This is a genomic window from Acinetobacter lwoffii, from assembly GCF_015602705.1.
Classification (GTDB): Bacteria; Pseudomonadota; Gammaproteobacteria; order Pseudomonadales; family Moraxellaceae; genus Acinetobacter; species Acinetobacter lwoffii_E.
The window spans coordinates 323,931-348,407 of record NZ_CP059081.1 but is presented as its reverse complement, the minus strand read 5'-3'; the positions used below and the strand labels follow the sequence as shown (position 1 = coordinate 348,407).

At 44.1% G+C, this 24,477-nt stretch carries 21 protein-coding genes and 2 tRNA genes; 7 read left to right on the top strand and 16 right to left on the bottom strand.

Features of this window, described 5'->3' with window-relative positions; genetic code table 11:
- Nucleotides 1-6: 6 nt before the first annotated feature.
- The 7 genes from aroB to H0S56_RS01530 are packed head-to-tail and all read right to left on the bottom strand — an operon-like array spanning nucleotide 7 to nucleotide 6,801.
- On the bottom strand, nucleotides 7-1,086 hold the full coding sequence (gene aroB, locus H0S56_RS01560) for a 3-dehydroquinate synthase (RefSeq protein ID WP_195725506.1): 1,080 nt from the start codon (nucleotides 1,084-1,086) through the stop codon (nucleotides 7-9).
- Nucleotides 1,087-1,114: 28 nt separating this feature from the next.
- The gene (gene aroK, locus H0S56_RS01555) at nucleotides 1,115-1,651 is read right to left on the bottom strand and encodes a shikimate kinase AroK (RefSeq protein WP_005101380.1); all 537 of its coding nucleotides are present in this window, start codon (nucleotides 1,649-1,651) and stop codon (nucleotides 1,115-1,117) included.
- Nucleotides 1,652-1,687: 36 nt separating this feature from the next.
- A complete protein-coding gene (pilQ, locus tag H0S56_RS01550) occupies nucleotides 1,688-3,841 on the bottom strand; it encodes a type IV pilus secretin PilQ family protein (RefSeq protein WP_195725505.1) in 2,154 nt (717 codons plus the stop codon).
- A gap of 17 nt (nucleotides 3,842-3,858) precedes the next feature.
- Nucleotides 3,859-4,386 (bottom strand): pilus assembly protein PilP, encoded by a 528-nt coding sequence (locus H0S56_RS01545; RefSeq protein ID WP_005108515.1) that lies wholly within the window; start codon nucleotides 4,384-4,386, stop codon nucleotides 3,859-3,861.
- Nucleotides 4,386-5,108 (bottom strand): type IV pilus inner membrane component PilO, encoded by a 723-nt coding sequence (locus tag H0S56_RS01540; protein ID WP_195725504.1) that lies wholly within the window; start codon nucleotides 5,106-5,108, stop codon nucleotides 4,386-4,388. Before H0S56_RS01540 ends, H0S56_RS01545 begins: the two co-directional genes overlap by 1 nt.
- Nucleotides 5,105-5,743 (bottom strand): PilN domain-containing protein, encoded by a 639-nt coding sequence (locus H0S56_RS01535; RefSeq protein WP_195725503.1) that lies wholly within the window; start codon nucleotides 5,741-5,743, stop codon nucleotides 5,105-5,107. The genes H0S56_RS01540 and H0S56_RS01535 overlap by 4 nt, the downstream gene beginning before the upstream one ends.
- Entirely contained in the window at nucleotides 5,743-6,801 is a 1,059-nt protein-coding gene (locus H0S56_RS01530) for a pilus assembly protein PilM (protein WP_195725502.1), read from the bottom strand. The genes H0S56_RS01535 and H0S56_RS01530 overlap by 1 nt, the downstream gene beginning before the upstream one ends.
- Nucleotides 6,802-6,966: 165 nt before the next feature.
- Here H0S56_RS01530 and ponA point away from each other — a divergent pair, with 165 nt between their 5' ends.
- Nucleotides 6,967-9,492 (top strand): penicillin-binding protein PBP1a, encoded by a 2,526-nt coding sequence (gene ponA, locus H0S56_RS01525; protein ID WP_195725501.1) that lies wholly within the window; start codon nucleotides 6,967-6,969, stop codon nucleotides 9,490-9,492.
- A 101-nt stretch (nucleotides 9,493-9,593) separates the two neighbouring features.
- The gene (locus H0S56_RS01520) at nucleotides 9,594-10,898 is read left to right on the top strand and encodes an IS4 family transposase (RefSeq protein WP_195725500.1); all 1,305 of its coding nucleotides are present in this window, start codon (nucleotides 9,594-9,596) and stop codon (nucleotides 10,896-10,898) included.
- A 45-nt stretch (nucleotides 10,899-10,943) separates the two neighbouring features.
- Here the strand turns inward: H0S56_RS01520 and H0S56_RS01515 are convergent, their stop codons facing one another.
- From H0S56_RS01515 to H0S56_RS01475, 9 genes are all read right to left on the bottom strand, one after another.
- Entirely contained in the window at nucleotides 10,944-11,747 is an 804-nt protein-coding gene (locus H0S56_RS01515; protein WP_195726027.1) for a putative RNA methyltransferase, read from the bottom strand.
- A gap of 54 nt (nucleotides 11,748-11,801) precedes the next feature.
- Complete coding sequence (gene mraY, locus H0S56_RS01510; protein ID WP_004644946.1) at nucleotides 11,802-12,920, bottom strand: phospho-N-acetylmuramoyl-pentapeptide-transferase; 1,119 nt, start codon at nucleotides 12,918-12,920, stop codon at nucleotides 11,802-11,804.
- Nucleotides 12,921-14,324, bottom strand: a complete 1,404-nt coding sequence (locus tag H0S56_RS01505) for a UDP-N-acetylmuramoyl-tripeptide--D-alanyl-D-alanine ligase (protein ID WP_195725499.1) — start codon at nucleotides 14,322-14,324, stop codon at nucleotides 12,921-12,923.
- 9 nt (nucleotides 14,325-14,333) lie between these two features.
- Nucleotides 14,334-15,830: a UDP-N-acetylmuramoyl-L-alanyl-D-glutamate--2,6-diaminopimelate ligase gene (locus H0S56_RS01500; protein ID WP_195725498.1), complete on the bottom strand. Its 1,497-nt coding sequence runs from the start codon at nucleotides 15,828-15,830 to the stop codon at nucleotides 14,334-14,336.
- Between the two features lie 11 nt (nucleotides 15,831-15,841).
- Nucleotides 15,842-17,665: a penicillin-binding protein PBP3 gene (gene ftsI / locus H0S56_RS01495; protein WP_004732461.1), complete on the bottom strand. Its 1,824-nt coding sequence runs from the start codon at nucleotides 17,663-17,665 to the stop codon at nucleotides 15,842-15,844.
- A 15-nt stretch (nucleotides 17,666-17,680) separates the two neighbouring features.
- Nucleotides 17,681-17,947 (bottom strand): cell division protein FtsL, encoded by a 267-nt coding sequence (gene ftsL, locus H0S56_RS01490; protein ID WP_370940785.1) that lies wholly within the window; start codon nucleotides 17,945-17,947, stop codon nucleotides 17,681-17,683.
- A 76-nt stretch (nucleotides 17,948-18,023) separates the two neighbouring features.
- On the bottom strand, nucleotides 18,024-18,935 hold the full coding sequence (gene rsmH, locus H0S56_RS01485) for a 16S rRNA (cytosine(1402)-N(4))-methyltransferase RsmH (protein WP_195725497.1): 912 nt from the start codon (nucleotides 18,933-18,935) through the stop codon (nucleotides 18,024-18,026).
- 184 nt (nucleotides 18,936-19,119) lie between these two features.
- Nucleotides 19,120-20,139 carry a sulfate ABC transporter substrate-binding protein gene (locus H0S56_RS01480; RefSeq protein ID WP_195725496.1) on the bottom strand — a complete coding sequence of 340 codons (1,020 nt, stop codon included), beginning with the start codon at nucleotides 20,137-20,139 and terminating at the stop codon, nucleotides 19,120-19,122.
- 244 nt (nucleotides 20,140-20,383) lie between these two features.
- The gene (locus H0S56_RS01475; RefSeq protein WP_195725495.1) at nucleotides 20,384-21,385 is read right to left on the bottom strand and encodes a sulfate ABC transporter substrate-binding protein; all 1,002 of its coding nucleotides are present in this window, start codon (nucleotides 21,383-21,385) and stop codon (nucleotides 20,384-20,386) included.
- 392 nt (nucleotides 21,386-21,777) lie between these two features.
- Between H0S56_RS01475 and H0S56_RS01470 the strand changes: the two genes are divergently transcribed.
- The 5 genes from H0S56_RS01470 (at nucleotide 21,778) to H0S56_RS01450 (ending at nucleotide 24,462) form a co-directional block, all read left to right on the top strand.
- A complete protein-coding gene (locus tag H0S56_RS01470; protein ID WP_004281126.1) occupies nucleotides 21,778-22,080 on the top strand; it encodes a hypothetical protein in 303 nt (100 codons plus the stop codon).
- 127 nt (nucleotides 22,081-22,207) lie between these two features.
- The gene (gltX, locus tag H0S56_RS01465; RefSeq protein WP_195725494.1) at nucleotides 22,208-23,716 is read left to right on the top strand and encodes a glutamate--tRNA ligase; all 1,509 of its coding nucleotides are present in this window, start codon (nucleotides 22,208-22,210) and stop codon (nucleotides 23,714-23,716) included.
- 57 nt (nucleotides 23,717-23,773) lie between these two features.
- Nucleotides 23,774-23,849, top strand: a tRNA-Ala gene (locus H0S56_RS01460).
- Nucleotides 23,850-23,887: 38 nt separating this feature from the next.
- Nucleotides 23,888-23,963 (top strand) — tRNA-Glu (locus H0S56_RS01455).
- 157 nt (nucleotides 23,964-24,120) lie between these two features.
- Complete coding sequence (locus H0S56_RS01450) at nucleotides 24,121-24,462, top strand: membrane protein (RefSeq protein WP_004281123.1); 342 nt, start codon at nucleotides 24,121-24,123, stop codon at nucleotides 24,460-24,462.
- Nucleotides 24,463-24,477 lie beyond the last annotated feature (15 nt).

Genomic DNA, 24,477 nt, shown 5'->3' with positions numbered 1-24,477 from the left:
CTAAACCTATGCCTGACTGGCTAAAATTGCCTGTTTCATTAACTCGAGATCAAAGTCTCGGGTAATCACTGCTTCGCCTAATTGCTTTAATAACACCAGACGCAATTGTCCATTTAAGACTTTTTTGTCATGGGCCATATAGGCCAGAAAATCATCCATAGGGATTTTAGGACAAACCACAGGAAGTTTGGCACGAGAAATGATTTTTTTTGTACGTTCTAAATCTTCTTGAGAAATCCAGCCCATACGCTGTGACAGATCCGCAGCTATCACCATACCGGTGGCAACAGCCTCGCCATGTAGCCAGACACCATACCCCAGGTAGGATTCAATCGCATGCCCAAAAGTATGACCTAAATTGAGTAAAGCACGTTCCCCCTGCTCCTTCTCATCATTGGCTACAATCCGCGCCTTATGCGCACAGGAACGGTAAACGGCTTCAGCAAGCAACTGTTCATCTCGAGCGGCCAGAGCATCCATATTATCTTCAAGCCAGACCAGAAATGACTCATCGCCTAGCAGCGCATATTTAATCACTTCAGCCAAACCTGCTGAAAGCTCTCGATCAGGCAAAGTAGCAAGCTGCGACATATCCGCCAGTACCACTTGAGGTTGCTGGAAAGCGCCAATCATGTTTTTACCGAGTGGATGATTGATCCCGGTTTTTCCACCAACACTTGAATCTACTTGCGACAGCAAGGTCGTCGGTACCTGAATAAAATACACTCCGCGCTGGAAACAGGCCGAAGCAAATCCGGCCATATCTCCAATCACACCCCCACCCAACGCAAGCACAGTACAGTCCCGATTAAACCTGGCTTCAAGCAGTGCATCAAAAATCAGGTTCAGATGCTGGCTATCCTTATATTTTTCACCATCAGGCAGAATGCAGGTCGCAACACGTTTGTCTAGAGCCTCAATCGCCGTTTGATAACGCTGCAAATAAAGTGGTGCAACCGTAGTATTGCTCACAATCATTACTTGCTTGCCATGAATATAGGGTGCCAATAAGGCCTGTGGATCCAGATCGCTCCCGATAAAAATAGGGTAACGACGTTCTCCGAGTTCTACATATAAGGTTTGCATGCTTGATTAACCACTTTATTCAATGAACTTAGTTTTTGGAAGTAATGAGATTGAGAATCCGCTGCGCCAGATCACGCGCAGCACCCTGATTGGTCTCAATAATATGATGCGCTACTTCACGATACAAGGGATCGCGGACCGCCAATAAATCACGTAACTTTTGTTCCGGATTTTCGACTTGAAGGAGTGGACGGTTTTTATCGCGATAGGTACGTTGCAGTTGAATTTCAACCGGCGTATAGAGATAAACAACGATTCCGCGCTGTTTCAAATAATCCCGATTTAAGGTCTGAGTAATGGCACCACCGCCGGTAGCTAAGACCAGATGGGGACGTGAGGTAAGGTCATTAATCACAGCAGTTTCACGGTCACGGAAACCCTGCTCCCCTTCTTTTTCAAAAATCCAGGGAATGGTCGCGCCTGTTTTACGTTCAATTTCATGATCACTGTCTAGAAATTCACGTCCTAACAATTCTGCGAGATGTCGTCCTACTGTTGTTTTACCGGCCCCCATCGGCCCTACCAAATAAATATTTGGTAGGGTTTCAAACTCTTTGCTTGGCAAGGAGTCACCTATTCGTTTTGTTAAATTCAAAATATATTAATGATTTCTTGAAACACTGTCATTAACAATTCGAGGTGTAACGAAAATCAGTAGCTCACGTTTATTATCAGACTTTAAATCTTTACGGAATAAACGCCCTACATAAGGAATATCCCCCAGGAATGGTACCTTGGTTTGTGCATTACGGGTTTCTTGCTCAAAAATACCACCTAGAACCACTGTTTCACCATTATCGACCAAGACATTGGTAGTGATCTGGTTTTTGTTAATAGTAAGCTGTCCAGTCGGTGTCGGGTTCCCTGGTGAGTCACTGGTAATATTGAGTTCCATCTGTACTTTACCATCTGGGGTAATGCTTGGCGTGACATCCAGACTTAAAGTCGCATCAATAAATGCTGTAGTCGACACGGCATTAGTACCCCCGCCTTCAGCAGATTGATACGGAATTTGTGAGCCCGAAGCCACAGTCGCTTTTTGCTTATCCGCAGTCAGTACTTTAGGGGTAGAAATCACCTCGCCATAACCATCTGCCTGAAGTGCAGAAAGCTCAAGATCAAGCATAAAATCAGAGAGACTGATTAAACCAAAGGCAATACGGCTTGCACCCTGACTAGTAACGCCCAAGTCCACATTAAGATTATCCGGTCGTTGAATCGTATACTTACCATCATCATCAGGTGTTTTTAAATCCCATAATGTAGTATCACTACCACCTACCAATAAATGATTATTATCAGTTATACCTTGAGACAGAAGCCCCCATTTCACCCCCATCTCTTTGGTGAAATCAGTCGTTGCACGCACAATACGAGCTTCCACCATGACCTGCTTCACCTGCACATCAAGCAGATCCACCATATTACGGATTTTGTCAATAAAGAGCTGGGTATCATTCACAATAATGGTATTGGTTCGTGCATCAACAGACACAGAACCACGGGAACTTAATAAACTTTCCCCACCCTCATTATTATTCGTGCTACTCGAGCCGCCTGAACTAGATGCGCCTTTATTCTGCGTAATCAGTTTCTCAATATCTGCCGCTTTGGCATAACTGAGCTGCATATATTCAGTTTGGATAGGGGCAAGTGCAACACTCTGCTTAATCGCCTTAGCTTCTTCTTCTTCAGCCTTTATCAGCTCTGTAACTGGTGCGATCCAGATCACATTGCCATTGCGGCGTTTATCCAGATTTTTGGTTTTCAGCACAATATCCAGCGCCTGATCCCAAGGCACTTCTTTTAAACGCAAGGTAATATTACCTTGTACACTATCTGCGGCCACCATATTGATATCAGTGAAATCGGCTAAGAGCTGTAAAACACGACGGACTTCGATATCCTGAAAATCCAAAGAGATTTTCTTGCCAGTATACGCCACAGTTTTAGGACGTAATGGACTCTTGGCTTCCGGACGTTTCAAACTGATGGTTAGCTTATTATCAGTCTGGTAAGCCATATATTCATAACTTTCCGCAGACTGAATCGTAATGACTCCTGAACCATTTTGATTCACGGCATCGACACTGGATACCGGAGTCGCGAAATCAGTCACATTAAGACGGCGGGTCAAATGAGCCGGAATCTTGGAACCTAAAGTGCGCACAATAACTTTGGTACCCTGCTGCTGTACATCAACAGGAGTATTATTTCCTAACAGATCAATAACGACCTGGCCTTCACCTTGAGCACCGCGCTGGAAACCAATGTTGCTAATCCCCTGAGCTGACTGTTGCTGTACAGGTTGAGCTATAGTTACAGGAGTTGCTGAGTTAATTTTAAGAATAAAGGTATTACCTTCTACACGAGTCGTAAAGGCTCCAGCCTCGGTCAGATTTACCGTCAGACGTGCCCGCTGAGCATCCGAAGTGACATCTACCGAACTGGCTTCACGTGTTGCCACCGAAATACTGCTTTGTTTTAAATTCTGTTGTGCCTTGTCAAAGTCCAGAATCAAACGTGACGGTGATTCTAATTGGTAGGCTTGTGGTTGTGGTGGCAAACCATTGAACATCACCCGAATCTCAGTTCCTTGCCCAGGAAGCTGCATAGGTACTATATTGGTCATTGAAACCTGCGCACTGGCCGCTTGCATCACCGCAATCGCAACAGCACCCATTGAAAACTGACGAAACACACGATTCATTGTATTAGCATCCCCAAAAACAAATTCTTTAATACTCTTATTCATTGTTATTCCTTTAAAACTTATGGCGCCGGCCCGATAAGAACCAGACTTCGCGGACGTTCCACATATCCCTCACGACCATCGGGAATAATCTCAATCAAATCGATCTGTGTTGGTGTAATTCCAACCACACGACCATGATTAAGTCCCATATAGCTACCACGTTGGATCCGCTCAACCTCACCATCAGGCGTCTGGATTAAAGCCAGAATCTGTCCTGCCTGATTGCGCATACTGCCTTTCATGGTTAACGTTTCCAGCGGATAACTTTCTAGCGGTTGTAGTTGACGTGATAGGTTTGGATAAACCCGTTTCCCCGCCATAATTTTCAGTTCAGCAGCCAAAGAGCTTGGTAAAAAAGGACTTTTGATTTGGTGCGCTGCATAATTAAAAGTTTCCACTGGCATAAAATCAGGAGCCGGTTCAATTGGCAAAGGTGGCTGATTACGGATGTTGGCCATTTCCTGATTGACGGCATCAATACGTGAATCACACCCCACTAACAAAAACCCAAGCGTTAAAGCCGAAGTAATTTTAATATTCTTCATTACTGCGCCCCCTGAGTAGTGCTATTAACTGCAGATTGTTCTGCCGCACCTTCCGCATTACCGACATAACGATAAGTTTTGGCTTTCACCACATAATCAATGACCGGAATTTCAGATTTTTTCTCTTTGTTTTCAGTACCGGTAATGGTGAAATCATGCAGCGTAACAATACGTGACAAGCCGGCAATACTGCTCACAAAGGAACCAAAAGCGTGATAATCCCCAGTCGCTTCAATCGCAATTGGCTGTTCAATAAAGAACTCTTGTTTAATTTCAGGCTCTAGACGGATATTTTTAAACTTCAGGCCTGAATTCACACCGCTCAGGTTAATATCTTCAACCAGACCCGGAATTTCAGTTTCTTTCGGCAACTGTTCTAACTGCTGGTTAAAACGGGCTTCCATTTCCTGAAGCTGGATTTGATATTGTTGTAAATTGCGTAATTTGGATTCTTTTTCGCGAAATTCATTCAGCAGGTTTTGTTCTTGAGCACTGGCTTGTGAAATTGACTCAATCGTGCTTCTGATCATGACAAAGTAAATCACCGCAAATGCCAGTGCCGCAATAAAAATCCAGCAGGTAATTTTGACCGACAAAGGCCAGCTACCATAGTTATTTGGATCTAATGTATTGAATTGCTGAAAAAACTTTTCAACAGTCATTTTATTTTTGGGTACAGCGACGACATCTTGGCCGAACTCATCGAATTCTTCATTACTCATGATGATGCCCCCGTAGTTGTAGCGACTGCTTGTTGTTCTTCGTTAAGTACTGGCTGAGCGATCTGATCCAGATCTACCGTCACAGTAAAACTGCCATAAGACTCTTCCACACGTGGAATAATCGAGCTTGGTGCCTTTTCTTTTGCTTCTTCAGCCACCAGGAAAGCGTTCATAAAGGCATTTCGATACCAAGATGAAGCTTCCAGATTACGGAGCAGTTCTGCGACCGTATTTGGACTCTCAGCTCGACCTTCAATAGTAAACTTGTCACCGATACGCTGGAATTTGGTGATATACATATTGCTTGGGGTCACCCGTACAATTTCATCAATCAAATGTACCGCAATCGGACGCTGAGTTTGTAGACCCTGAATCAGTTCCATCCGTTCAACAATCGCATTACGCTGCTCTTGCAAACCTTCAAGCGCCTTTAACTGCACATCCAGATTCTGGTTGGTACTTTGAATCAGCTGATTGGCCTGCTCCTGATCCTGAAGTTTGTGATCATAATAAAACCAGGTTGAACCTGCTGCCGCTAATCCCAAGAAAAGCGCCCCCACGCAGATTGCCACAAATTCATTATTTCTTTTAATTCTTAGCTCATCACGCCAAGGAAGTAAGTTAATTCTTGCCATTAATCAAAACTCCTTAATGCCAAACCGCATGCAACCATGAGTGATGACGCGTCATTTTCAATTTTTTTAATATCAATTTGAGGAGAAAAACCCATTTGCAAAAATGGATTCGCGATCGTGACACGGTAACCGAGTTTTTGTTGTAATAATTTTGCCAGACCTGGAATATTGGCATTCCCGCCGGCCAGTAAAATATGGTCAATCTCATTAAACTGAGAAGATGAAAAGAAGAATTGTAATGAACGGGCTGCCTGTTGTACCACGGCATCCAAGAAGGGTTCTAGGACTTCAATATCATAATCATCAGGCAAGGCACGGGTTTTTTTAGCACGTCCAGCTTCTTCAAAGGATAATCCATAACGATTCTGAATTTCCTGAGTTAATTGCTTACCGCCAAACACCTGCTCACGAGTATAAATAATCTTGTTGTTCTGCATCACCGACAAGGTCGTCATACTATGACCAATATCTAAGATACCAACCGTATTGACCCCCATCGGCAAAGTATCCGAAAATACTTTGAAGGCATTTTCCAGCGCAAAACTTTCTACATCTGCAATCTTAGGCGTTAGACCAGAAATTTCCAAAACTTCAGAACGTGCTTCGACATTTTCAATTCGGGTAGCGACCAGCAGCACATTGACCCGGTTCGGATTGGCAAGACGGTCTGGCAGAACTTCAAAATCCAGACTCGCTTCATCGAGTGGAAAAGGAATGTATTGTTCCGCATCTTCACGAATCTGGACTTCACGTTCATCATCCGACATGTCTGCATCCATCTCAATGATTTTGGTGATGACCATTGAAGTTGGAATCGCAAAAGCGGCCTGATTCGACTGGGTATTACCCAAATTAATTGCACGCCCAAGGGCATCAGCGACTGCTTCTGGGTTTAAGATGTTTTTTTCAACAACACTGTTTTCCGATAATGGGATCAAAGCATAGCTCTCTACCCAGTAACGGCCACTTTTTACAGAAAGTTCTAAAACCTTAACAGAAGTCGAACTAATATCGACTCCTATTAACCCCTTATTTGGTTTACGATATAACCTGCGCACAATACACTTCCTATTATTTTTTTGTCCCCAATTTAATCTAACTTACCAATTGGTCCAGTCTATAATTTTATATAGATACAATAACTCATCTAACAATATGGATATCGACAGGATATACTGACCGGTAATTAGTTCGCCATTAGCTCTTATTAAAACTTACTTGTTATGAAAAAGCTATCTTGTTCAGGCCTTGTTCATCCATTTTTTTTGATCATTATCATTATACTGATCTCAATTCCGATGGGTTTCTATGGCATGTATCTCTATATTGCCCCATCTTTGCCTGAAATGTCTACGCTTAAAAAGGCCCCTTTATTAAAGCCTTTACAAGTTTTTAGTTCAGATAATGAATTAATTGCCGAATATGGAGGCAAGCTTTCTGTTCCCGTGAAATATGAACAAATTCCAACCGAATTTATTCATGCTTTCCTCGCCGCTGAAGATTCCAGCTTTTTTGAGCATAGCGGAATCAGCTTTAAAAGCTTGGGCCGCGCACTCAGTGAAACGGTGACTGGCTCGGATGTACAGACCGGCGGTTCGACCATTACCATGCAAGTGGCAAAAAACTATTACCTTAGCCCTGAACGGACGCTAAAGCGTAAACTGACAGAAATTTTTCTGGCTCGTAAAATTGAGCAAAACTTAAGTAAAGAAGAAATTCTGACCCTGTATGTCAATAAAATTTTCTTGGGGAAAAATGCTTACGGCATCGCCGCAGCAGCTAAAATTTACTATAACAAGAGCTTAGAAGAACTTTCAATTGCACAAATGGCCATGATCTCTGGCCTGCCTAAAGCACCTTCTCGATACAATCCGGTTGCCAATCCCAAACGTGCCTTGGAACGTCGTAACTGGATTTTGGGTCGTATGCTGCAATTGGGCTATTTAAATCAGAGCCAGTATCAACAAGCCATTGCTGAACCAATTAATCTGGATATGCCTGACCGGAGTACCCGAAACAAATTCCCGTATGTCGGTGAGATGGTACGCTCTGAACTGGTACAAAACTTTGGTGAGCAGGCGGTAGATTCTGGTTATAAAGTCTATACCACCATCCATAGTGAACGTCAGGCTTATGCGGAGCAAGCGGTACAAGAAGGCTTAGAGGCTTATGACCGTCGACATGGCTGGCGTGGTGCTGAAGCACATGATCAACCCCTCGACAAGTTCCGTGCCTATGCCAACACCTATCCTGCGCAAGTAACTCAGGTGGGTAATTCTAGTTTTGAAGCACTCATGCAGGATGGAAGCAGCGTGACCGTGCCCTGGTCAGGTATGTCCTGGGCGCGTCGCTTTCGTAACGTCAACAGTGTAGGTGGCGCACCGAGCAAAGCGTCCGAGATTGTCAAAGTCAAAGACATTGTTCGTTTAAGACCCAATGAGAATAAAACCTCGTGGTCATTGGTGCAGATTCCCAATGTGCAAGGACAATTGATTGCCATCAACCCAAATAATGGTGCGATTGAAGCCATTGTCGGGGGATATAATTTTTATCAGTCGAAATTTAACCGTGCAACCCAAGGCTGGCGTCAACCCGGCTCTACAATTAAGCCTTTTGTTTATGCCCTGGCTTTAGAACGTGGCATGACGCCACATACCATGGTCAATGATGCACCCATTACCATTGGCAAATGGACGCCACGTAACTCGGATGGCCGTTATCTGGGCATGATCCCGCTACGTCGTGCACTTTATCTGTCACGTAATACAGTCTCAGTACGCTTATTACAAGCCGTTGGGATTGAACGTACACGTCAGTTATTTATGGATTTTGGTTTACAAGACAGTCAGATTCCACGTAACTATACCATTGCCTTAGGCACCCCGCAGGTCCTACCGATTCAGATGGCGACTGGTTATGCCACCTTTGCCAATGGCGGTTACCGAATCCAACCTCACTTTATTACCCGCATTGAAGATGCCTACGGCAATACCATCTTTGAAGCCAAGCCTGAATATGCCTGCATTTCATGTATTAATGAAAAAGAAGAAACAGTTCAAGCCACTGACCCTATTACCGCAGATGATGAAGCAATTGCAATCAACAATACAACTTTAGAGCAAAAACAGGCTGCACCTAAAGTCTCTGCCGAAGACAGTAATTATCGTCAGGCACAGCGTATTTTAAAATCCAGCTCTGCCTATGACATGGCTAACATTTTGCGTGATGTGATTCAGCATGGTACTGGCCGTGCTGCATTAAGAATTGGTCGTAGTGATATCGGCGGGAAGACCGGTACCACTAACGATGCCAAAGACGCCTGGTTTGCTGGCTTCAATGGCAAGTTAGTCACCGTGACCTGGGTAGGCTTCGACCAGCCAACCACGTTAGGTCGCCGTGAATATGGTGGTGTGGCAGCTCTACCGATCTGGACCGATTTTATGGGCAAGGCATTAAAAGGCCAGCCGGAAGCATGGGTCCGTTTAGACCGCAATGCCAAGGCACCGGTAAATCGTAATAAGGTGGTTCAGGCTGATGAGCAGCAGAATGATCCGTCTTCTCCACCTATGGCGACAGCACTTTACCGTCCTGCACCTGTGGTCGTCCCGAAACGCACAGAAACTGACTTTGAGGATTTATCAGATCAACCGATTCGTTTACCAGATGATGAAGGTTCTGCACCTCAAGAACAGCCTCTTCAGCCGAACCGGGTAGATTCTCTGGAAAATCTGATCGAAGAAGTCCAGTAATCTGAAGATATAAAAAAGCCCTCATTTGAGTAATGCCAGTCAGTTAAGCAAAAAAAGTTAAAATGCTGTAAAAAGAGCGTATGTAAATACGCTCTTTTTTTATGAATTTATCTCAGAATCTAGATTTAACATTAAAACGAACCCTACCTTCACTTTCACAATTCAGTGAATTGATTGATTTAAACTGGATTGAAGATTGCTTAGACCAAACAGGTAAAGCATCAATTCGAAAAAGAAAACTGCCTGCTGAACATGTTGTTTGGCTGGTAATCGGACTTGCTCTATTTCGAAATCAACCGATTTGGTATGTGGTTCAACAATTGCAACTTGTTTTCGGTACGGCAGAATACTATGTACCGAGTGCATCCGTACAAGCAAGACAACGCTTAGGCTTAGAACCCATGAGTGCTTTATTTTCGACATTAAGTCAGGCATGGTTTAAAGACTCACAACAACAATATAGCAACTTTCACGGTCTATGCGTTTGTGCTGTAGATGGTGTGGTTTGGTCTATGCCTCATACAGAAGAAAACTTTAAGCACTTTGGTTCATCCAAAGGCAAAACAGCAGCTGCACCTTACCCACAAGTTAGAGCGACTTGCCTGGTGAATACCAATACCCATGAAATGATTGATGCCCAAATGGGCAGTATGGATCAAGGTGAATTAACCTTAGCCAGTCAATTAAAAGCACCAGTTCGCAGTATTACCCTATTTGATCGTGCTTACTTCTCTGCTGATTTTTTAGTGAGCTGGCAATCTCAGGCAGAAGAGAGTCATTGGTTGATGCGAGCAAAGGACAACCTGCGTTATGAAGTGATTCATCATAATGCGGCCCATGACTTTCAGATCAAAATGCCTGTTTCAGCAAGAGCAAAAAAGATAAATCCGTCATTGGGTGACTATTGGGAAGCACGTTTAATTGAAGTTGAATATGCAGGAAAAATAAGACGTTACATTACATCATTAACAGATTCTAAAGTTTATCCATTCAAAGACCTTGCAATGCTTTGTATCCAGCGTTGGGAAATAGAAATGTGTTATCGGGAAATTAAAAGTGATTTACAGGATGCAAGGATTTTAAGAAGCAAACAACCTGATTTGGTCTATCAAGAATTGTGGGGGGTATTTATTGCATATAATATCTTAAGAAGACAGATGAGGTTTATCGCTGAACATGCAAAGGTGAGTCCTTTAAGGATCAGTTTCCATATTGCATCTATGAGTATTATCAATATCTTAAGGCACACACCTTTAGAATCAGCAGGAAACCTACCCAAACATTTAGCGCAATTATTTGAACAATCTAAAATATTTGTATTACCTGAAAAAAGGCAAAGGCAATGTCCGCGAGTAGTGAAAATTAAAGCACAAAAATATCCAAGAAAATGCCAGTCAATTTCTTAACTGACTGGCATTACCTCAGTTGAGGGCTTTTTTTATATGCATTTTTTATTTTTTCTGAAACAGGTAAATCTGATATTGAGCCAGCAATTCAAACTGATCCTGCTGTTCAAGTGCTAAACGACGTTCAGGTTTGGCCTTATAAGCATATGGCGTCATCGCAATCAGGTTTTTTAAATCAGCCTGTGGCAAAACCATTGGCGCATCAATCACCTGCTCACTAACCAGATTAAATTCATCTTGTAACTGCTCAACAAACTTCTGCGGCTCATGTGGTTTCACTTCTTCAAATAAAGCCTCACGCATGGCATATAAATGTTGTGGGGCCGGTGTCACCACCATCAAATAAGATTTTGGTTTTAGGACTCGCAGGATTTCCTGTTTGGGAATCGGACTAAATAAACTGGTACAGAGATCAATTGATTCATCCAGTACCGGTAAAGTCGCCCCAGTTCCCACCACCCAAGTCACCTCTTTATCCAGTTTGGCTGCGACCTGAATCGCATTCTTGGCAATATCAACCCCGACGCATTGCAGCACTTCGGCCTGCATGGCATTGGTGTAATAGCCTTCCCCACAACCAATATCCAAAAGGTTCTCAATCCGCAACTCGCGAATCTTTTCCACGACAGCCTGTTGCAAAGGCGCATAATAACCTGCGCTGAGAAATGCGCGACGTGCCTGCACAGACTCAGGCGTATCTCCCGGGTTTTTGCTGTGCTTGTGCTGAACCACATGCAGGTTCACATAGCCCTGTTTGGCGACATCGTAACTATGATGATTCTCACAGCGCCATGTTCTTTCATTTAAGCTCAACTGCTGGCGACAGACTGGGCACATGAGTAAATTCATCATTTTCTCCAAAATAAAAAAGCCGGCATGCGCCGACTTTTTCCAATGCATTTCTTAGCGCAATTTTAAGGTCATTAGACCCAAAACTACCAGCATAATCGTAATAATCCAGAAACGGATCACCACCTGGGTTTCACGCCAGCCTTTCTTTTCATAATGATGATGTAGCGGTGCCATCAGGAATACACGTTTATTGCGCATTCTTAATGAACCAATCTGCAAGAACACTGAAACCGCTTCCACCACAAAGACACCGGCCATAATCGCAAATACGATTTCCTGACGAACCATGACGGCAATCGTACCGAGCATTGCACCGAGAGATAAAGCACCGACATCCCCCATAAATACTTGGGCTGGATGGGCGTTATACCAAAGGAAAGCCAGACCCGCTCCGATCATGGCAGCACAGACCACCACCAGTTCAGACGAATATTTTACATAAGGAATATGCAGATAATTGGCAAAGCGCACGTCACCGGCCAAATAGGCAAATACGCCCAAACCTGTAGCAACCAGCACGATTGGCATGATTGCCAGACCATCCAGACCATCAGTCAAGTTCACGGCATTGGAGGCACCGTTAATCACGAAATAGGTAAAGATAATAAAACCAATGCCCAATGGGATCATCGATAATGGAATGCTTAGGTCTTTAAAGAATGGAATCAGCAGATCCAGCATATTCGCGGTATGCACCGGATTGGTCTGTTGCTGTGCAATGACATACAAAGCAATACCAGCACCCAAAGAACCAACTGAAGTCCAGAAGAATTTTTTCTTCGCAGGCAAACCCGCATTGTCTTTATAACGGATTTTAATCCAGTCATCGGCCCAGCCAACGGCACCGAAAATCACCATCACACCCAGCACAATCCAGACATAAGGATTGGAAAGATCTGCCCAGAGTAGAGTTGAGATACCAATCGAAAGCAGGATCAGCACCCCGCCCATGGTCGGCGTGCCCATTTTCTTAGCATGGTTTTCAGGGGCATACGAGCTGACTGCCTGACCATATTTCAGCGCCTGAAGCTTGCGAATCATTACAGGACCGAGCACCAGACCGATGGTCAATGCCGTCAAGACACTGAGCAAAGCACGTAAAGTTAAATAACGAACCACCTGAAACGTGCTGTCAAAGCCCGCCAAATGTTCAAAGAGCCATAACAGCATTTAGAGTTTCTCCATCAATGCAGCCATCAATGTTTCCATATGGGTAAAACGCGACCCTTTAAACAGGAATGACATCGGCTGAGGTTGATGTGTTTCAATCAAACGAATTAAAAACGGTAATGCCTGCTCCTGATTCAGGAAAGCCTGCATTTTTTTACCATATTGTGTACTACGGGCACCTTCTTGTGCGGCCGGCGCAAATTCACCTACAGCCACCACAAAATTAATGCCTTTCACCGAGACCAGATCCCGACCGAGCTTGTAATGCTCGATTGCGGCAGATGAACCGAGTTCACCAATATCGCCGGTGACCATGATCCGGATGCCTTGCTGTTGTGCCAACACTTCTGCTGCTGCACGCATCGAACCCGGATTGGCATTGTAGGTGTCATCAATAAATAAATAGTCTTTGTGCGGAATAAAGTTCAGACGACCTTTCGCACCCACTGCCTGTTCCAGGCCAGCCACGATATCATCCAGACCAATACCGATCGCCAGGGCAAATGCAGCGGCAGCTGTGGCATTCTCGACATTATGCTCGCCGGCAAATGGTAAACGAACTGTTTTCGAGCCCTGTGGTGTATTCAGTGTAAAGCTTGAAGATTGAGCTTCAAGCACCATATCGCTGGCATAGACTTCACCGCCAGCACCAAAACTTAAGCTTTTTTCAGTTCTTACTGCGGCACGAATGACTTCAGCAAAATCATCTGCAGCAGGAATAATTGAGGTTTTAGAGATATGCGCATAAATCTCGGATTTCGCGCGGCAAATCCCGTCACGACCGCCAAATTCACCTAAATGCGCAGTCCCGATATTAATGATCCCCGCCACATGCGGCTGCACCATTTTTGAAGTGTAATCAATTTCACCCTGATGACTTGCACCGAGTTCCATCACCGCATATTGATGTTCAGGACGCAGCTCCAGCAACATTACCGGCACGCCGAGGTCATTATTCAAATTACCACGCGTAACCAAGGTCGGTGCCAGACGCGACAGCATGCTTCCCAGCATTTCTTTAGTCGTGGTCTTGCCACTACTGCCGGTTAAGGCAATCACTTTGAGTTGAGGATTCTGCTGACGGCGATAAGCACCTAACTGTCCAAGTGCCAAACGGGTATCTTCCACTACCAACTGGCAAATATCAGCATCCACCGGACGGCTGACAATGGCAATTTCACAACCTTGAGCGGCCACCTGAGCAATAAAGTCGTGCGCGTCAAAACGCTCACCTTTCAGCGCAAGAAAAGCATCACCTGATTCTGCATCACGTGAATCAGTCAAAATCCGCTTGATCTGGCCTGCAGGCTTTTTATCATTCAACCAGTAGCCTTGAGTAGCCTGTTGTAATTGTTCTATGCTCCACGGCTCCAGCGCCGCAGTACTTGTTGTTGAGGTATGCATATCTGAATCCTAATGCGCTGAATAGGCTGAATCTGTACTGCAATGCTGGGCATCAATGGCAGCTTGTACTTCGATCACGTCATCAAACCAGTGACGTACACCATCAATTTCCTGATAATTTTCGTGCCCTTTTCCTGCGATCACTACAATATCACCCGCCCGCGCGTGTTTAACCGCAAACTTGATCGCTTCACGACGGTCATGAATTTCATGATAGGTTTTGCCGGAAAAATCGATGCCGTTTTTCATATCCGCAAAGATTTGTGCCGGATCTTCGGTCCGTGGATTATCAGAAGTGAGTACTGCGATATCTGAACCATCTAAAGCAGCTTGAGTCATCAGTGGACGTTTACCACGGTCACGATCACCGCCACAGCCGAAAACAGTCCAAAGATTTTGTGAAACATGACGTTTCAAGGTCACCAGAACCTGGGTCAGGGCATCCGGGGTATGGGCATAATCCACCACAAACAGACGTTCGCCATCACGCAGCACCTGCATGCGACCTGGCGCACCTTTGAGGTGTGGTACTGTCGCAATCAAACTGTTCAGGTCAAATCCGACCTGTTCCGCCATGATCAGACTGGCGACCAGATTTTCAATATTGAAATGGCCCAGTAATGGACTGTTAACCACATATTCAGCAGAGGCAGTTTTCAGCTTAAAGGTCGCACCTGAAATGCTGTACTGAATACCCTGAACCTGGTAATCCGCTTTTTGCTTGGTGGAATAAGTCAAAATTTTAGGCTGTGCCGGATTGTTTTTCGCAGCATCCAGCATGATCTGTGCATGTTCATCATCGATATTGATGACAGCCACTTTTAAAGATTCAAAACGGAATAAACCTGACTTTGCTTCTGCATAAGCTTGCAGCGTTCCGTGATAATCCAGATGGTCACGGCTCAAATTACTATAGCCTGCAATCTCGATATCACAACCATTCAAGCGGCCTTGTTCCAGACCATGGGAGCTGGCTTCAATCGAAGCAAATTCTGCACCGGCCTGCGCATAGCCATGCAAGGCATTTTGCAATTGCAAGGCATCCAGGGTGGTATGCGAAGATGCTTCCAGATTTGGCAGAATGCCGTTACCAGTGGTGCCCATTACCGCACAGGCTTTACCTTGCAGCATGATGAATTCAGCCACCAAGCGAGAAATCGTGGTTTTACCATTGGTGCCGGTAACTGCAAGAATACGCGCAGCTTGAACAGGTTGAGTAGCTTGCAAATACTGCTTTTGCCACTGCCCCATCAGATGACGTACATCTGCCACTACCAGATTTGGAGATACCTCCAGTTCAGTTTCTGAAATCACAGCCAATGCACCCTGATGCAAAGCTTTCTGGGCAAATTGAGCAGTTTTTTCCGGTTGTGACAGACTGGTCAGGGCAATAAAAATTTGTCCCGGTTTGACTTTACGACTATCCAGCTCGAAGCCCTGAAAGGATTGCTTCATCCAGTCAGCGACATCGTGAGGGGTGTAGAGATCTTGAAATGTAATAGACATTGATCACCTATTTACTGGACTTTGGGAGGTTCTAAAGGTTTGTCCAGAGGGACATTCAGCAGACGCAAGGATTCCTGCATCACGCGTGCAAAGACCGGTGCAGATACCGTACCGCCATAGTAAGTGCCTTGTGGGTTTTCTACCACCACCACCATGGCAATCCGTGGATCACTGACTGGTGCTACGCCGGCAAATAAAGCCCGGTATTCACTGGTCGAATAACCTTTACGGTCGGCACGCAACTTATGTGCAGTACCGGTTTTACCTGCTACGCGATAACCAGGAATGGTGGCGCGAGTTGCCGTACCACCTGGCAAGGTTGCGGTTTCCATCATCAGCAGGACCTGATCGGCAATATTGGCATCAATCATCTGCTCACCCTGCGGCTGTTCTTCCAGCTTGTACAGGCTCAGCGGCATTTTCACGCCTTTATTGGCCAGCATGGCATAGGCATCAGCCAGCTGAAGTACCGTCGCGTTCAGACCATAACCATAGGACATAGTCGCCACTTCTGATACATTCCATTTGCTTGGTGGAAGAATCAAACCGGCACTTTCACCCGGGAATTTCACCGCTGAACGCTGACCAAAACCCAGACGTTTATAGAAGGTTGGTAAGGTTTCATACGGCAACGATAAGGCCAGTTTTGCCACACCAACGTTAGAGGATTTCTGTAGAATGCCGCCGAGTGTCAACTGACCATAGTTATGCGTATCACGAATGGTATGATTACCAACCCGCATACTGCCCGGTGTGGTATTCACGACTGAATTCGCCGTATATTTGCCACTTTCCAAGGCCATCGCTACAGTGAGCGGCTTCATGGTCGAGCCCGGCTCGAAAGAATCGACTGCACCGCGGTTACGCATGGCATCCTTATTGAGCAGGCTGTTTTTATCATTCGGGTTATAGGATGGCCATGATGACAGCGCCAGAATTTCACCGGTTTTGACATCTACCGCAATCGCAGTCGCTGAACGGGCATTATTGGCAACTCCGGCCGCAGTCAGCTCACGGTACATGATATATTGCAGACGCGAGTCGATACTTAAGGTAATATTTTCGCCCGGTTCAACTTCTTTAATCACTTCCGGTTCTTTGACCCGGTTACCTTTTTTATCGCGAATGATCTGCTGTTCGCCATCCTTTCCGGAAAGACGGCTATTCAGCTGCATTTCCAGACCTTCAATGCCGCTGCCTTCGCTATTGGTCAGGCCAATAATCTGAGAGTTTGGCTGCGGCTGCGGATAATAACGTTTATAGTTTTTCTCGGTATATACGCCCTGAAAATTACGTTTCATGATCAGTTCGGCCTGTTGTGGCGGAACTTCTTTTTTCAGGATCAGATAACGTGAACGCGGACGTTCTTGCATTTTTTTGCGCAGTTCTGCCCGATCCATACCGACTGCATCCGCCAGCTCATCCAGATTCAGGTTTTTATCAGGTAGCTGACGTTTGAGCTTGCGGCTATTCGGTTCTTTTTCCAGCGCCAGCATGGTCTCATCATAGAGTTTTTTATTGTCAAAATAATCACGTGGATCAATCACAATTTTCATGATTGGGGTACTAATCGCCAATGGAATGCCATTACGATCATAAATTACGCCACGCATCGCCTTGATGGTATTGGTTCTTAAAATATTGGCATTGGCTTTATTTTGCAAAAAATCTTTATTAATAATCTGTACATAGAAAGCACGGCAAATCAGTGTCACAAAACACAGCAGCACCACCGCCCACATGATGTAAAAACGATTGATATAAACATTTGAGGCATTTTTGTCGGTGACCGATTGTTTTTTACGTACCGGTTGCTTCTTTCTCTTGTCTACCATGTCGGAACGCTAGCCTTATTTTTTCTCATCTGAAGTTTGTGGTAAGGAAATCACGACACTTTGTGAAACCGGAGGTGAATACATACGCAGCTGTGTCACTGCACGCGTACCGATCTGTGCCGTCGCGCCAAAAGTTTGCTGTTCAATCAGCAAACGCCCCCACTCTGCATTCAGGTCATCCCTTTCACGCAGATAGGTACTCAGCTTTCTGTTGTCCTGACGGTATTCAAATACCTGAAATACCACAAATACTGCACTGATGAAGACCATCAGTATCAGCATGAGATAGATTGTAACTTTTTTCAGCCACAATTTTTCTGTTTTTTTATCAACCACTTCCGTTTTCATGATCTGCCTATTAAGCTAAACGTTCTGCTACCCGGAGCCATGCGCTACGCGAACGAGGATTGGCTTTAACCTCCTCATCACTGGCTTTAACACGAGAAACTTTCTTTAAACGTCGCGTATCTTTCTGTTGTTGTGGCATTCCCCAGCCTGAATCTTCTTCAAGCGTTGACTCTTTTTGAATAAATTGTTTAATCAAACGGTCTTCCAGTGAGTGGAAGCTAATTACCGCCAAACGTGCTTCTGGCTTTAAGATTTCAACGGCCTGAGGCAAGAAGATTTCAATATCTTCTAATTCCTTATTAATAGCAATACGAATCGCCTGGAAAGTACGGGTCGCAGCATGCTTATTTTTTTCCCATTTCGGGTGCGCTACTTTTACGATCTCAGCCAGCTTTGCCGTAGTATCAATATATCCGGCAGCTTTAATCGCTTTGGCAATACGGCGGCTATAACGCTCTTCACCATATTTAAAAATAATATTGGCTAATGCTTCTTCTTCAATCTGGGTCAGCCATTCTGCTGCAGTTGGACCTTGCGAGTTGTCCATACGCATATCCAGCGGGCCGTCTTTCATAAAACTGAAACCACGTTCAGCCTGATCCAGCTGCGGTGAAGAAACACCAAGATCCGCCATCACCCCATCAACGTGTTCAATGCCCAGCTCAGCAAGCACCTCTTTCAGATCAGCAAAGCTGGCATGAATAATTTTAAAGCGTGAATCTTCTTGTTCGAGTTCAGCTGCTACAGCCAGTGCTTGTGGATCTTTATCAAAGGCATAGACGCGTGCATTTTCATCTAATTTGGACAGCAATAAACGCGTATGTCCACCACGGCCAAAGGTCCCATCCACATAAGTTCCCGTATTGCGACCCGCCAACAAGGCATCAATCGTTTCGTGAAGTAATACAGAAATATGTGACATAAAAACTCAATCAATAGGGGGAAAAATTTAACTGCACATTATCACCCTGTTTAGGCAAAGCTCCAAACGACTTTTTGTAGATAAATATTACTTTCCATAGAGAAAACCGTTTTAGCATTTTTCTTATACAAAAAAGCCTCCGGTTTCGGAGGCTTTTTTCAATCCAGATGACTTCGCAGATCAATTAACGTTTGCTGTTATAAATCTGGTCGAAAATTGAACCATTAACAAAATGGGTTTTCTGTGCATTGGCCCAACCACCAAAGACTTCATCAATGGTAAAGGTTTTGATTTTCGGGAACTGTGCCGAATATTTCGCTAATACTTTTTCATTACGCGGACGATAGAAATGTTTAGCTGCCATTTCCTGACCCAATGGTGAATACAGGTAATTGATATAACCTGTTGCTAACCATTTATTGCCATTTTTCTCTACCGTACGATCCACAATCGCCACTGATGGTTCAGTCAAAATCGTAATCGATGGATAAACGATATCAAACTTGTTTTTACCCAAGGTTTTTTGCGTTACTAAAGCTTCATTTTCCCAAGTCAGCAATACATCGCCAATCCCACGCTCGGCAAAGGTGGTCATTGAAGCACGGGCAGCAGAATCCATCACTTTCACGTTCTTATAAAGTTTGCCGACAAAGTCCTGTGCTTTGGCTTTATTACCGCCTGGCTGTTTCTCGGCATAACCCCATGCAGACAGATACACCCAACGCGGCAAACCACCCGTTTTTGGGTTCGGCGTAATAATTTGCACGCCTGGTTTGGTTAAGTCATTCCAGTCCTTGATGCCTTTCGGATTGCCTTTACGTACCATGAATACGATCGTCGAGGTATAAGGTGCCGAGTTGTGTGGGAATTCCTTTTGCCAGCCTGGCTGAATCTGACCAGATTTCACAATTTCTTCGATGTCATTGGCCAGCGCCAAAGTCACCACATCACCTTTCAAGCCATCGACCACAGAACGTGCCTGTTTGCCCGAACCGCCATGTGACTGCTTGAAATTCACATCCAGACCGGTGCGGTTTTTCCAGTAAGCGCCAAATGATTTGTTAAATTCATCATAGAACTCACGCGTAGCATCATAGGATACATTTAGAAACTGACGGTCTGCTGCTTGTGAAGCAGTCGCGGTCATGCCTAAACCAGTCGCCAATAAGGCAGCACTAAATAACGATTTTAATTGAATTTTCATGGCAGCACGGAGTTTATCTTCATTAGATATAACTATATGAAATAAAATCATTTATCGCAATTCACCCTACAACATCACAACACGATAAAATAAAAGGTTTTTCTGTATTAATATTTTGTTTTTAAAAGGAAAATACTATTTATTATTCTACTTATCTCTAATATATAGAATTTTATGCATTAGATATAAAGAAAATGGATAACACTTTAGCCATTTTCTTTATTGTATTTAGACTAACGCTCACTTATCTTTTTTCATTGTAAATCTGGTCATAAATCGCCCCATTCACAAAATGTGTTTTTTGCGCTTTGGCCCAACCACCAAAGACTTTATCAATGGTAAAGGTCTGGATTTTCGGAAACTGGGCTGAATATTTGGCAGCCACTTTGGCGTCCCGCGGACGGAAGAAATATTTCGCAGCAAGCTCCTGCCCTTTTGGTGAATATAAATAGTTTAAATAGCCTTTTGCCAGATGGGTAGTGCCATTTTTATTCACGTTCTTATCGACAATCGCTACCGATGGTTCGGCCAGAATTGAAATCGATGGATAGACAATATCGTACTTGTCTTTACCCAGACCTTGCGTCGCCAGCAAGGCTTCATTTTCCCAGGATAAAAGCACATCACCAATGCCGCGCTCGGCAAACGTCGTCAGTGAACCACGGGCACCGGAATCTAAAACTTTGACATTTTGATAAAGTTTTTTCACCAACTCTTTGGCTTTCGCATCATTACCGCCTGGCTGTTTCAGTGCATAACCCCAAGCAGAAAGATAGATCCAACGTGGCGCGCCACCAGTTTTCGGGTTTGGGGTAATAATGTCCACACCCGCTTTGGTCAGATCATTCCAGTCTTTGATTTGCTTTGGATTGCCTTTACGCACCAAGAATACAATCGTAGACGTATAGGGTGCCGAATTACTCGGAAACTCTTTTTGCCAACCTTTCTCGATTAAACCGGCATTGACGATTTCTTCGATATCATTGGCTAAGGCCAAGGTTACGACATCGGCCTGCAAACCATCGACCACTGAACGCGCCTGCTTGCCTGAACCACCATGTGACTGTTTAAAATTGACCTTCTGTCCGGTTTTCTGCTTCCAGAACTTGCCAAATTCTTCGTTATATTCCTGATAAAACTCACGAGTCGGGTCATAAGACACATTCAGGAAATCTTTGGCAATAGAATTCTGTATTGCTGTTCCCACCAAAATTGTCAAGATTGCGGATGCTATTATTTTTTTCATCTTATGTAGCTCATTGTTTATATGATCTGTACTATACAAATCAAAAATAAACATAACAATCATATATTTATAACAATATCTACAATCTATTTCTGATTTTGAGATATCTACTAACAATTAAATCCGGATACATATTCTGCTAGAAAAGTAATCTTCTGCTACAATATAAGACAGTTCTTCACGTTCTCTTCACAGTTGTCTGTTAAAAATAGGCCACCAAAACAGGAAATTACGATTTTTGGTAATTTTCCACAGAGTTATATTATTTCTTTTGTAAAAAATGTGACTTGGTTCTACTTCTTTATGATCAACTGTGATTAAATTGTAGACAGAGTATTAAAAAAACATTTTAACAAAATAAAACCAACCAGAAGTAAGGAGGAAGTTTGGATATGAAATTTACATTATTCACAGCCAGCATCCTAAGCCTGATTATGTTGTTCTCGATTCAACTCGGTCATGCCGTCGTTGTGAAGACAGACTTGCCGAAGCCTACAGTAAGCACTGTTGAAAGCAAGACTTCGCCGATTGAAAAAGCGATTCAGCAACAAAAAACTGAAAAAACACTTCAAACAGAAGATAATCTAAAAGTCTTGACTGCATTTAAAGTCGCACCTTCGCAAAATTTCTTTGCAGAACAGAATTACCGCTTCACCCGCTTTGTCCAAAGTATTTTTTCGAGTGCTCATTCTTAATCAGCCTCAACAGCGCTGAATATTCCCGGATTTAAAAGCCACATCATTCAATGTTGAATAAAGCATTAAGTGATGTGGCTTTTTCGCTATAATAGCTGCAATTTTATATCTAAGATTAGATCCGGCTATGACTGTTCGTACTCGTATTGCACCTTCTCCTACTGGTTTTCCGCATGTAGGTACTGCCTATATCGCCTTATTTAACTTATGTTTTGCTAAACAGCATGGTGGTGAATTCATTCTTCGTATTGAAGATACTGACCAACTGCGCTCAACGTCTGAATCTGAAAAAATGATCCTAGATTCATTGCGCTGGTTGGGTCTGAACTGGTCTGAAGGTCCTGATGTCGGTGGCCCGCATGCGCCGTATCGCCAGTCAGAACGTATGGATATCTATAAAAATTATGCCTTGGAACTGGTAGAGAAAGGCCATGCTTTCTACTGTTTTGCAACTGCAGAAGAACTAGATCAAATGCGTGCAGAACAGCAGGCACGTGGTGAGTCGCCACGTTATGATGGTCGCGGTCTGAATCTCACTCAAGAAGAAGTTGAGCGTCGTTTGGCCGCTGGTGAACCACACGTCATCCGTATGAAAGTACCAACCGAAGGCGTATGTAAATTCAATGACATGCTGCGTGGCGAAGTGGAAATTCCATGGGCGCAAGTAGACATGCAAATCCTGCTAAAAACCGATGGCCTCCCAACCTACCATTTAGCAAACGTAGTAGATGATCATTTGATGCAAATCACCCACGTAATTCGTGGTGAAGAATGGATTCCATCTGCGCCGAAACATCAGTTACTGTATCAATATTTTGGTTGGGAAATGCCGATACTATGCCACATGCCACTGCTGCGTAACCCGGATAAATCTAAGCTGTCTAAACGTAAAAACCCGACCTCAATTAACTACTATAGAAACATCGGTGTATTGCCTGAAGCTTTATTGAACTACTTGGGTCGCATGGGCTGGTCAATGCCAGATGAAAGTGAAAAATTCACTTTGGCTGAAATGATTGAACATTTTGATATCAAACGTGTATCACTCGGTGGTCCGATCTTTGATGTCGAGAAATTGAACTGGTTAAATGGTCAATGGATCAAGGCACTCAGCCCGGCTGAATTACTTGACACCTTATTGGCTTGGAAAGCAGACCGCGCCAAATTAGAAGAAATTGTAGCTGCGATTCAACCACGTATCAACCTGCTGTCTGAAGCGGTGAACTGGTCTGCGCATTACTTCAACCACTTCCCGACTCTGTCTAAAGAACAGTTTGAAAGCAAGAAACTGTCGGATGAACAGGTACGTCAAAGTCTTCAATTCGCAATTTGGCGTTTAGAAAGCCTGTTTACTTGGAATAACGACACGGTGAGCCAGACCTTAATGGACTTGGCCGCACAAATGGAAATCAAGTTGCGCGACTTCATGCCTGCATTCTTTATTGCGATCGCTGGTTCGACTGCGTCTACACCAGTAATGCAAACGATGGTGACCATTGGTCCGGATTTAACTTTTGCACGCTTACGTCATGCGCTGGAAATTGTCGGTGGTCCAAGTAAAAAAGAGCTGAAAGTCTGGGAAAAACTTAATGAAAGCTTAAAGTTGCCGAAAAATGAAGCAGTTGATCAAGCTTAATTAATTTTTGTGTTGACGTGTGAGCGCGATATCCCTAATATAGCGCTCACACAGACTGGGGTCATAGCTCAGTTGGTAGAGCGCTACAATGGCATTGTAGAGGTCAGGAGTTCGATCCTCCTTGACTCCACCAAATCAAGTCTTGCTTTAGCTGTGTTATTTGCCTCAATTGTCCCTATCGTCTAGAGGCCTAGGACATCGCCCTTTCACGGCGGTAACCGGGGTTCGAATCCCCGTAGGGACGCCATATTCAAGATCACCGTAATATATTATGGTGATCTTATAAAAAACCCAAGCATTGCGACTTGGGTTTTTTATTGCCTGTATATTTTATGTTGGGCAATATTTCGGTTTCTTCGCATCTTCCGATAAAATAATCAGTAATTTAGAATTTTGGAGTTGTAATGCAATATCGTTGCCCTAAGTGTCAAAGCCCGAAAATCATGCCAGTGGCCCAGCCAGGTCAAGCAGCTCCACGTCCAGTGGTTCCTAAAAGCTTAATGTTTCTGGTCCCTGCCCTGTTCCTGTTGTTATTGTTGGTCATTATTAGCATCGCGATGTGGATTTTTGGCGATGGTGCAGGTACCACTTTACAGACTGCGACTGTGATCGTCTTTATTCTTTCTTTGATCGCAGGTTTTATGTTCTATAAAGATCTACCTGATTTTAAAATTTCAATGCAGGCATTCATGCAAACACAAAAGAAATGGAAATGCCGTGAATGTAATCATGAGTGGGAAATCTAATTTACCCTCCACCAT

Excerpts from the sequence above, each read along its gene's own strand:
- H0S56_RS01480 (WP_195725496.1), bottom strand. The coding sequence starts at position 20,139 with ATGAAAATTCAATTAAAATCGTTATTTAGTGCTGCCTTATTGGCGACT.
- H0S56_RS01500 (WP_195725498.1), bottom strand. The coding sequence starts at position 15,830 with ATGTCTATTACATTTCAAGATCTCTACACCCCTCACGATGTCGCTGAC.
- H0S56_RS01540 (WP_195725504.1), bottom strand. The coding sequence starts at position 5,108 with ATGAGTAATGAAGAATTCGATGAGTTCGGCCAAGATGTCGTCGCTGTA.
- aroB (WP_195725506.1), bottom strand. The coding sequence starts at position 1,086 with ATGCAAACCTTATATGTAGAACTCGGAGAACGTCGTTACCCTATTTTT.
- gltX (WP_195725494.1), top strand. The coding sequence starts at position 22,208 with ATGACTGTTCGTACTCGTATTGCACCTTCTCCTACTGGTTTTCCGCAT.
- mraY (WP_004644946.1), bottom strand. The coding sequence starts at position 12,920 with ATGCTGTTATGGCTCTTTGAACATTTGGCGGGCTTTGACAGCACGTTT.
- H0S56_RS01515 (WP_195726027.1), bottom strand. The coding sequence starts at position 11,747 with ATGAATTTACTCATGTGCCCAGTCTGTCGCCAGCAGTTGAGCTTAAAT.
- H0S56_RS01475 (WP_195725495.1), bottom strand. The coding sequence starts at position 21,385 with ATGAAAAAAATAATAGCATCCGCAATCTTGACAATTTTGGTGGGAACA.
- H0S56_RS01470 (WP_004281126.1), top strand. The coding sequence starts at position 21,778 with ATGAAATTTACATTATTCACAGCCAGCATCCTAAGCCTGATTATGTTG.
- ponA (WP_195725501.1), top strand. The coding sequence starts at position 6,967 with ATGAAAAAGCTATCTTGTTCAGGCCTTGTTCATCCATTTTTTTTGATC.
- rsmH (WP_195725497.1), bottom strand. The coding sequence starts at position 18,935 with ATGTCACATATTTCTGTATTACTTCACGAAACGATTGATGCCTTGTTG.
- ftsI (WP_004732461.1), bottom strand. The coding sequence starts at position 17,665 with ATGGTAGACAAGAGAAAGAAGCAACCGGTACGTAAAAAACAATCGGTC.
- pilQ (WP_195725505.1), bottom strand. The coding sequence starts at position 3,841 with ATGAATAAGAGTATTAAAGAATTTGTTTTTGGGGATGCTAATACAATG.
- H0S56_RS01520 (WP_195725500.1), top strand. The coding sequence starts at position 9,594 with ATGAATTTATCTCAGAATCTAGATTTAACATTAAAACGAACCCTACCT.
- H0S56_RS01505 (WP_195725499.1), bottom strand. The coding sequence starts at position 14,324 with ATGCATACCTCAACAACAAGTACTGCGGCGCTGGAGCCGTGGAGCATA.
- ftsL (WP_370940785.1), bottom strand. The coding sequence starts at position 17,947 with ATGCTGATACTGATGGTCTTCATCAGTGCAGTATTTGTGGTATTTCAG.
- H0S56_RS01535 (WP_195725503.1), bottom strand. The coding sequence starts at position 5,743 with ATGGCAAGAATTAACTTACTTCCTTGGCGTGATGAGCTAAGAATTAAA.
- H0S56_RS01545 (WP_005108515.1), bottom strand. The coding sequence starts at position 4,386 with ATGAAGAATATTAAAATTACTTCGGCTTTAACGCTTGGGTTTTTGTTA.
- H0S56_RS01450 (WP_004281123.1), top strand. The coding sequence starts at position 24,121 with ATGCAATATCGTTGCCCTAAGTGTCAAAGCCCGAAAATCATGCCAGTG.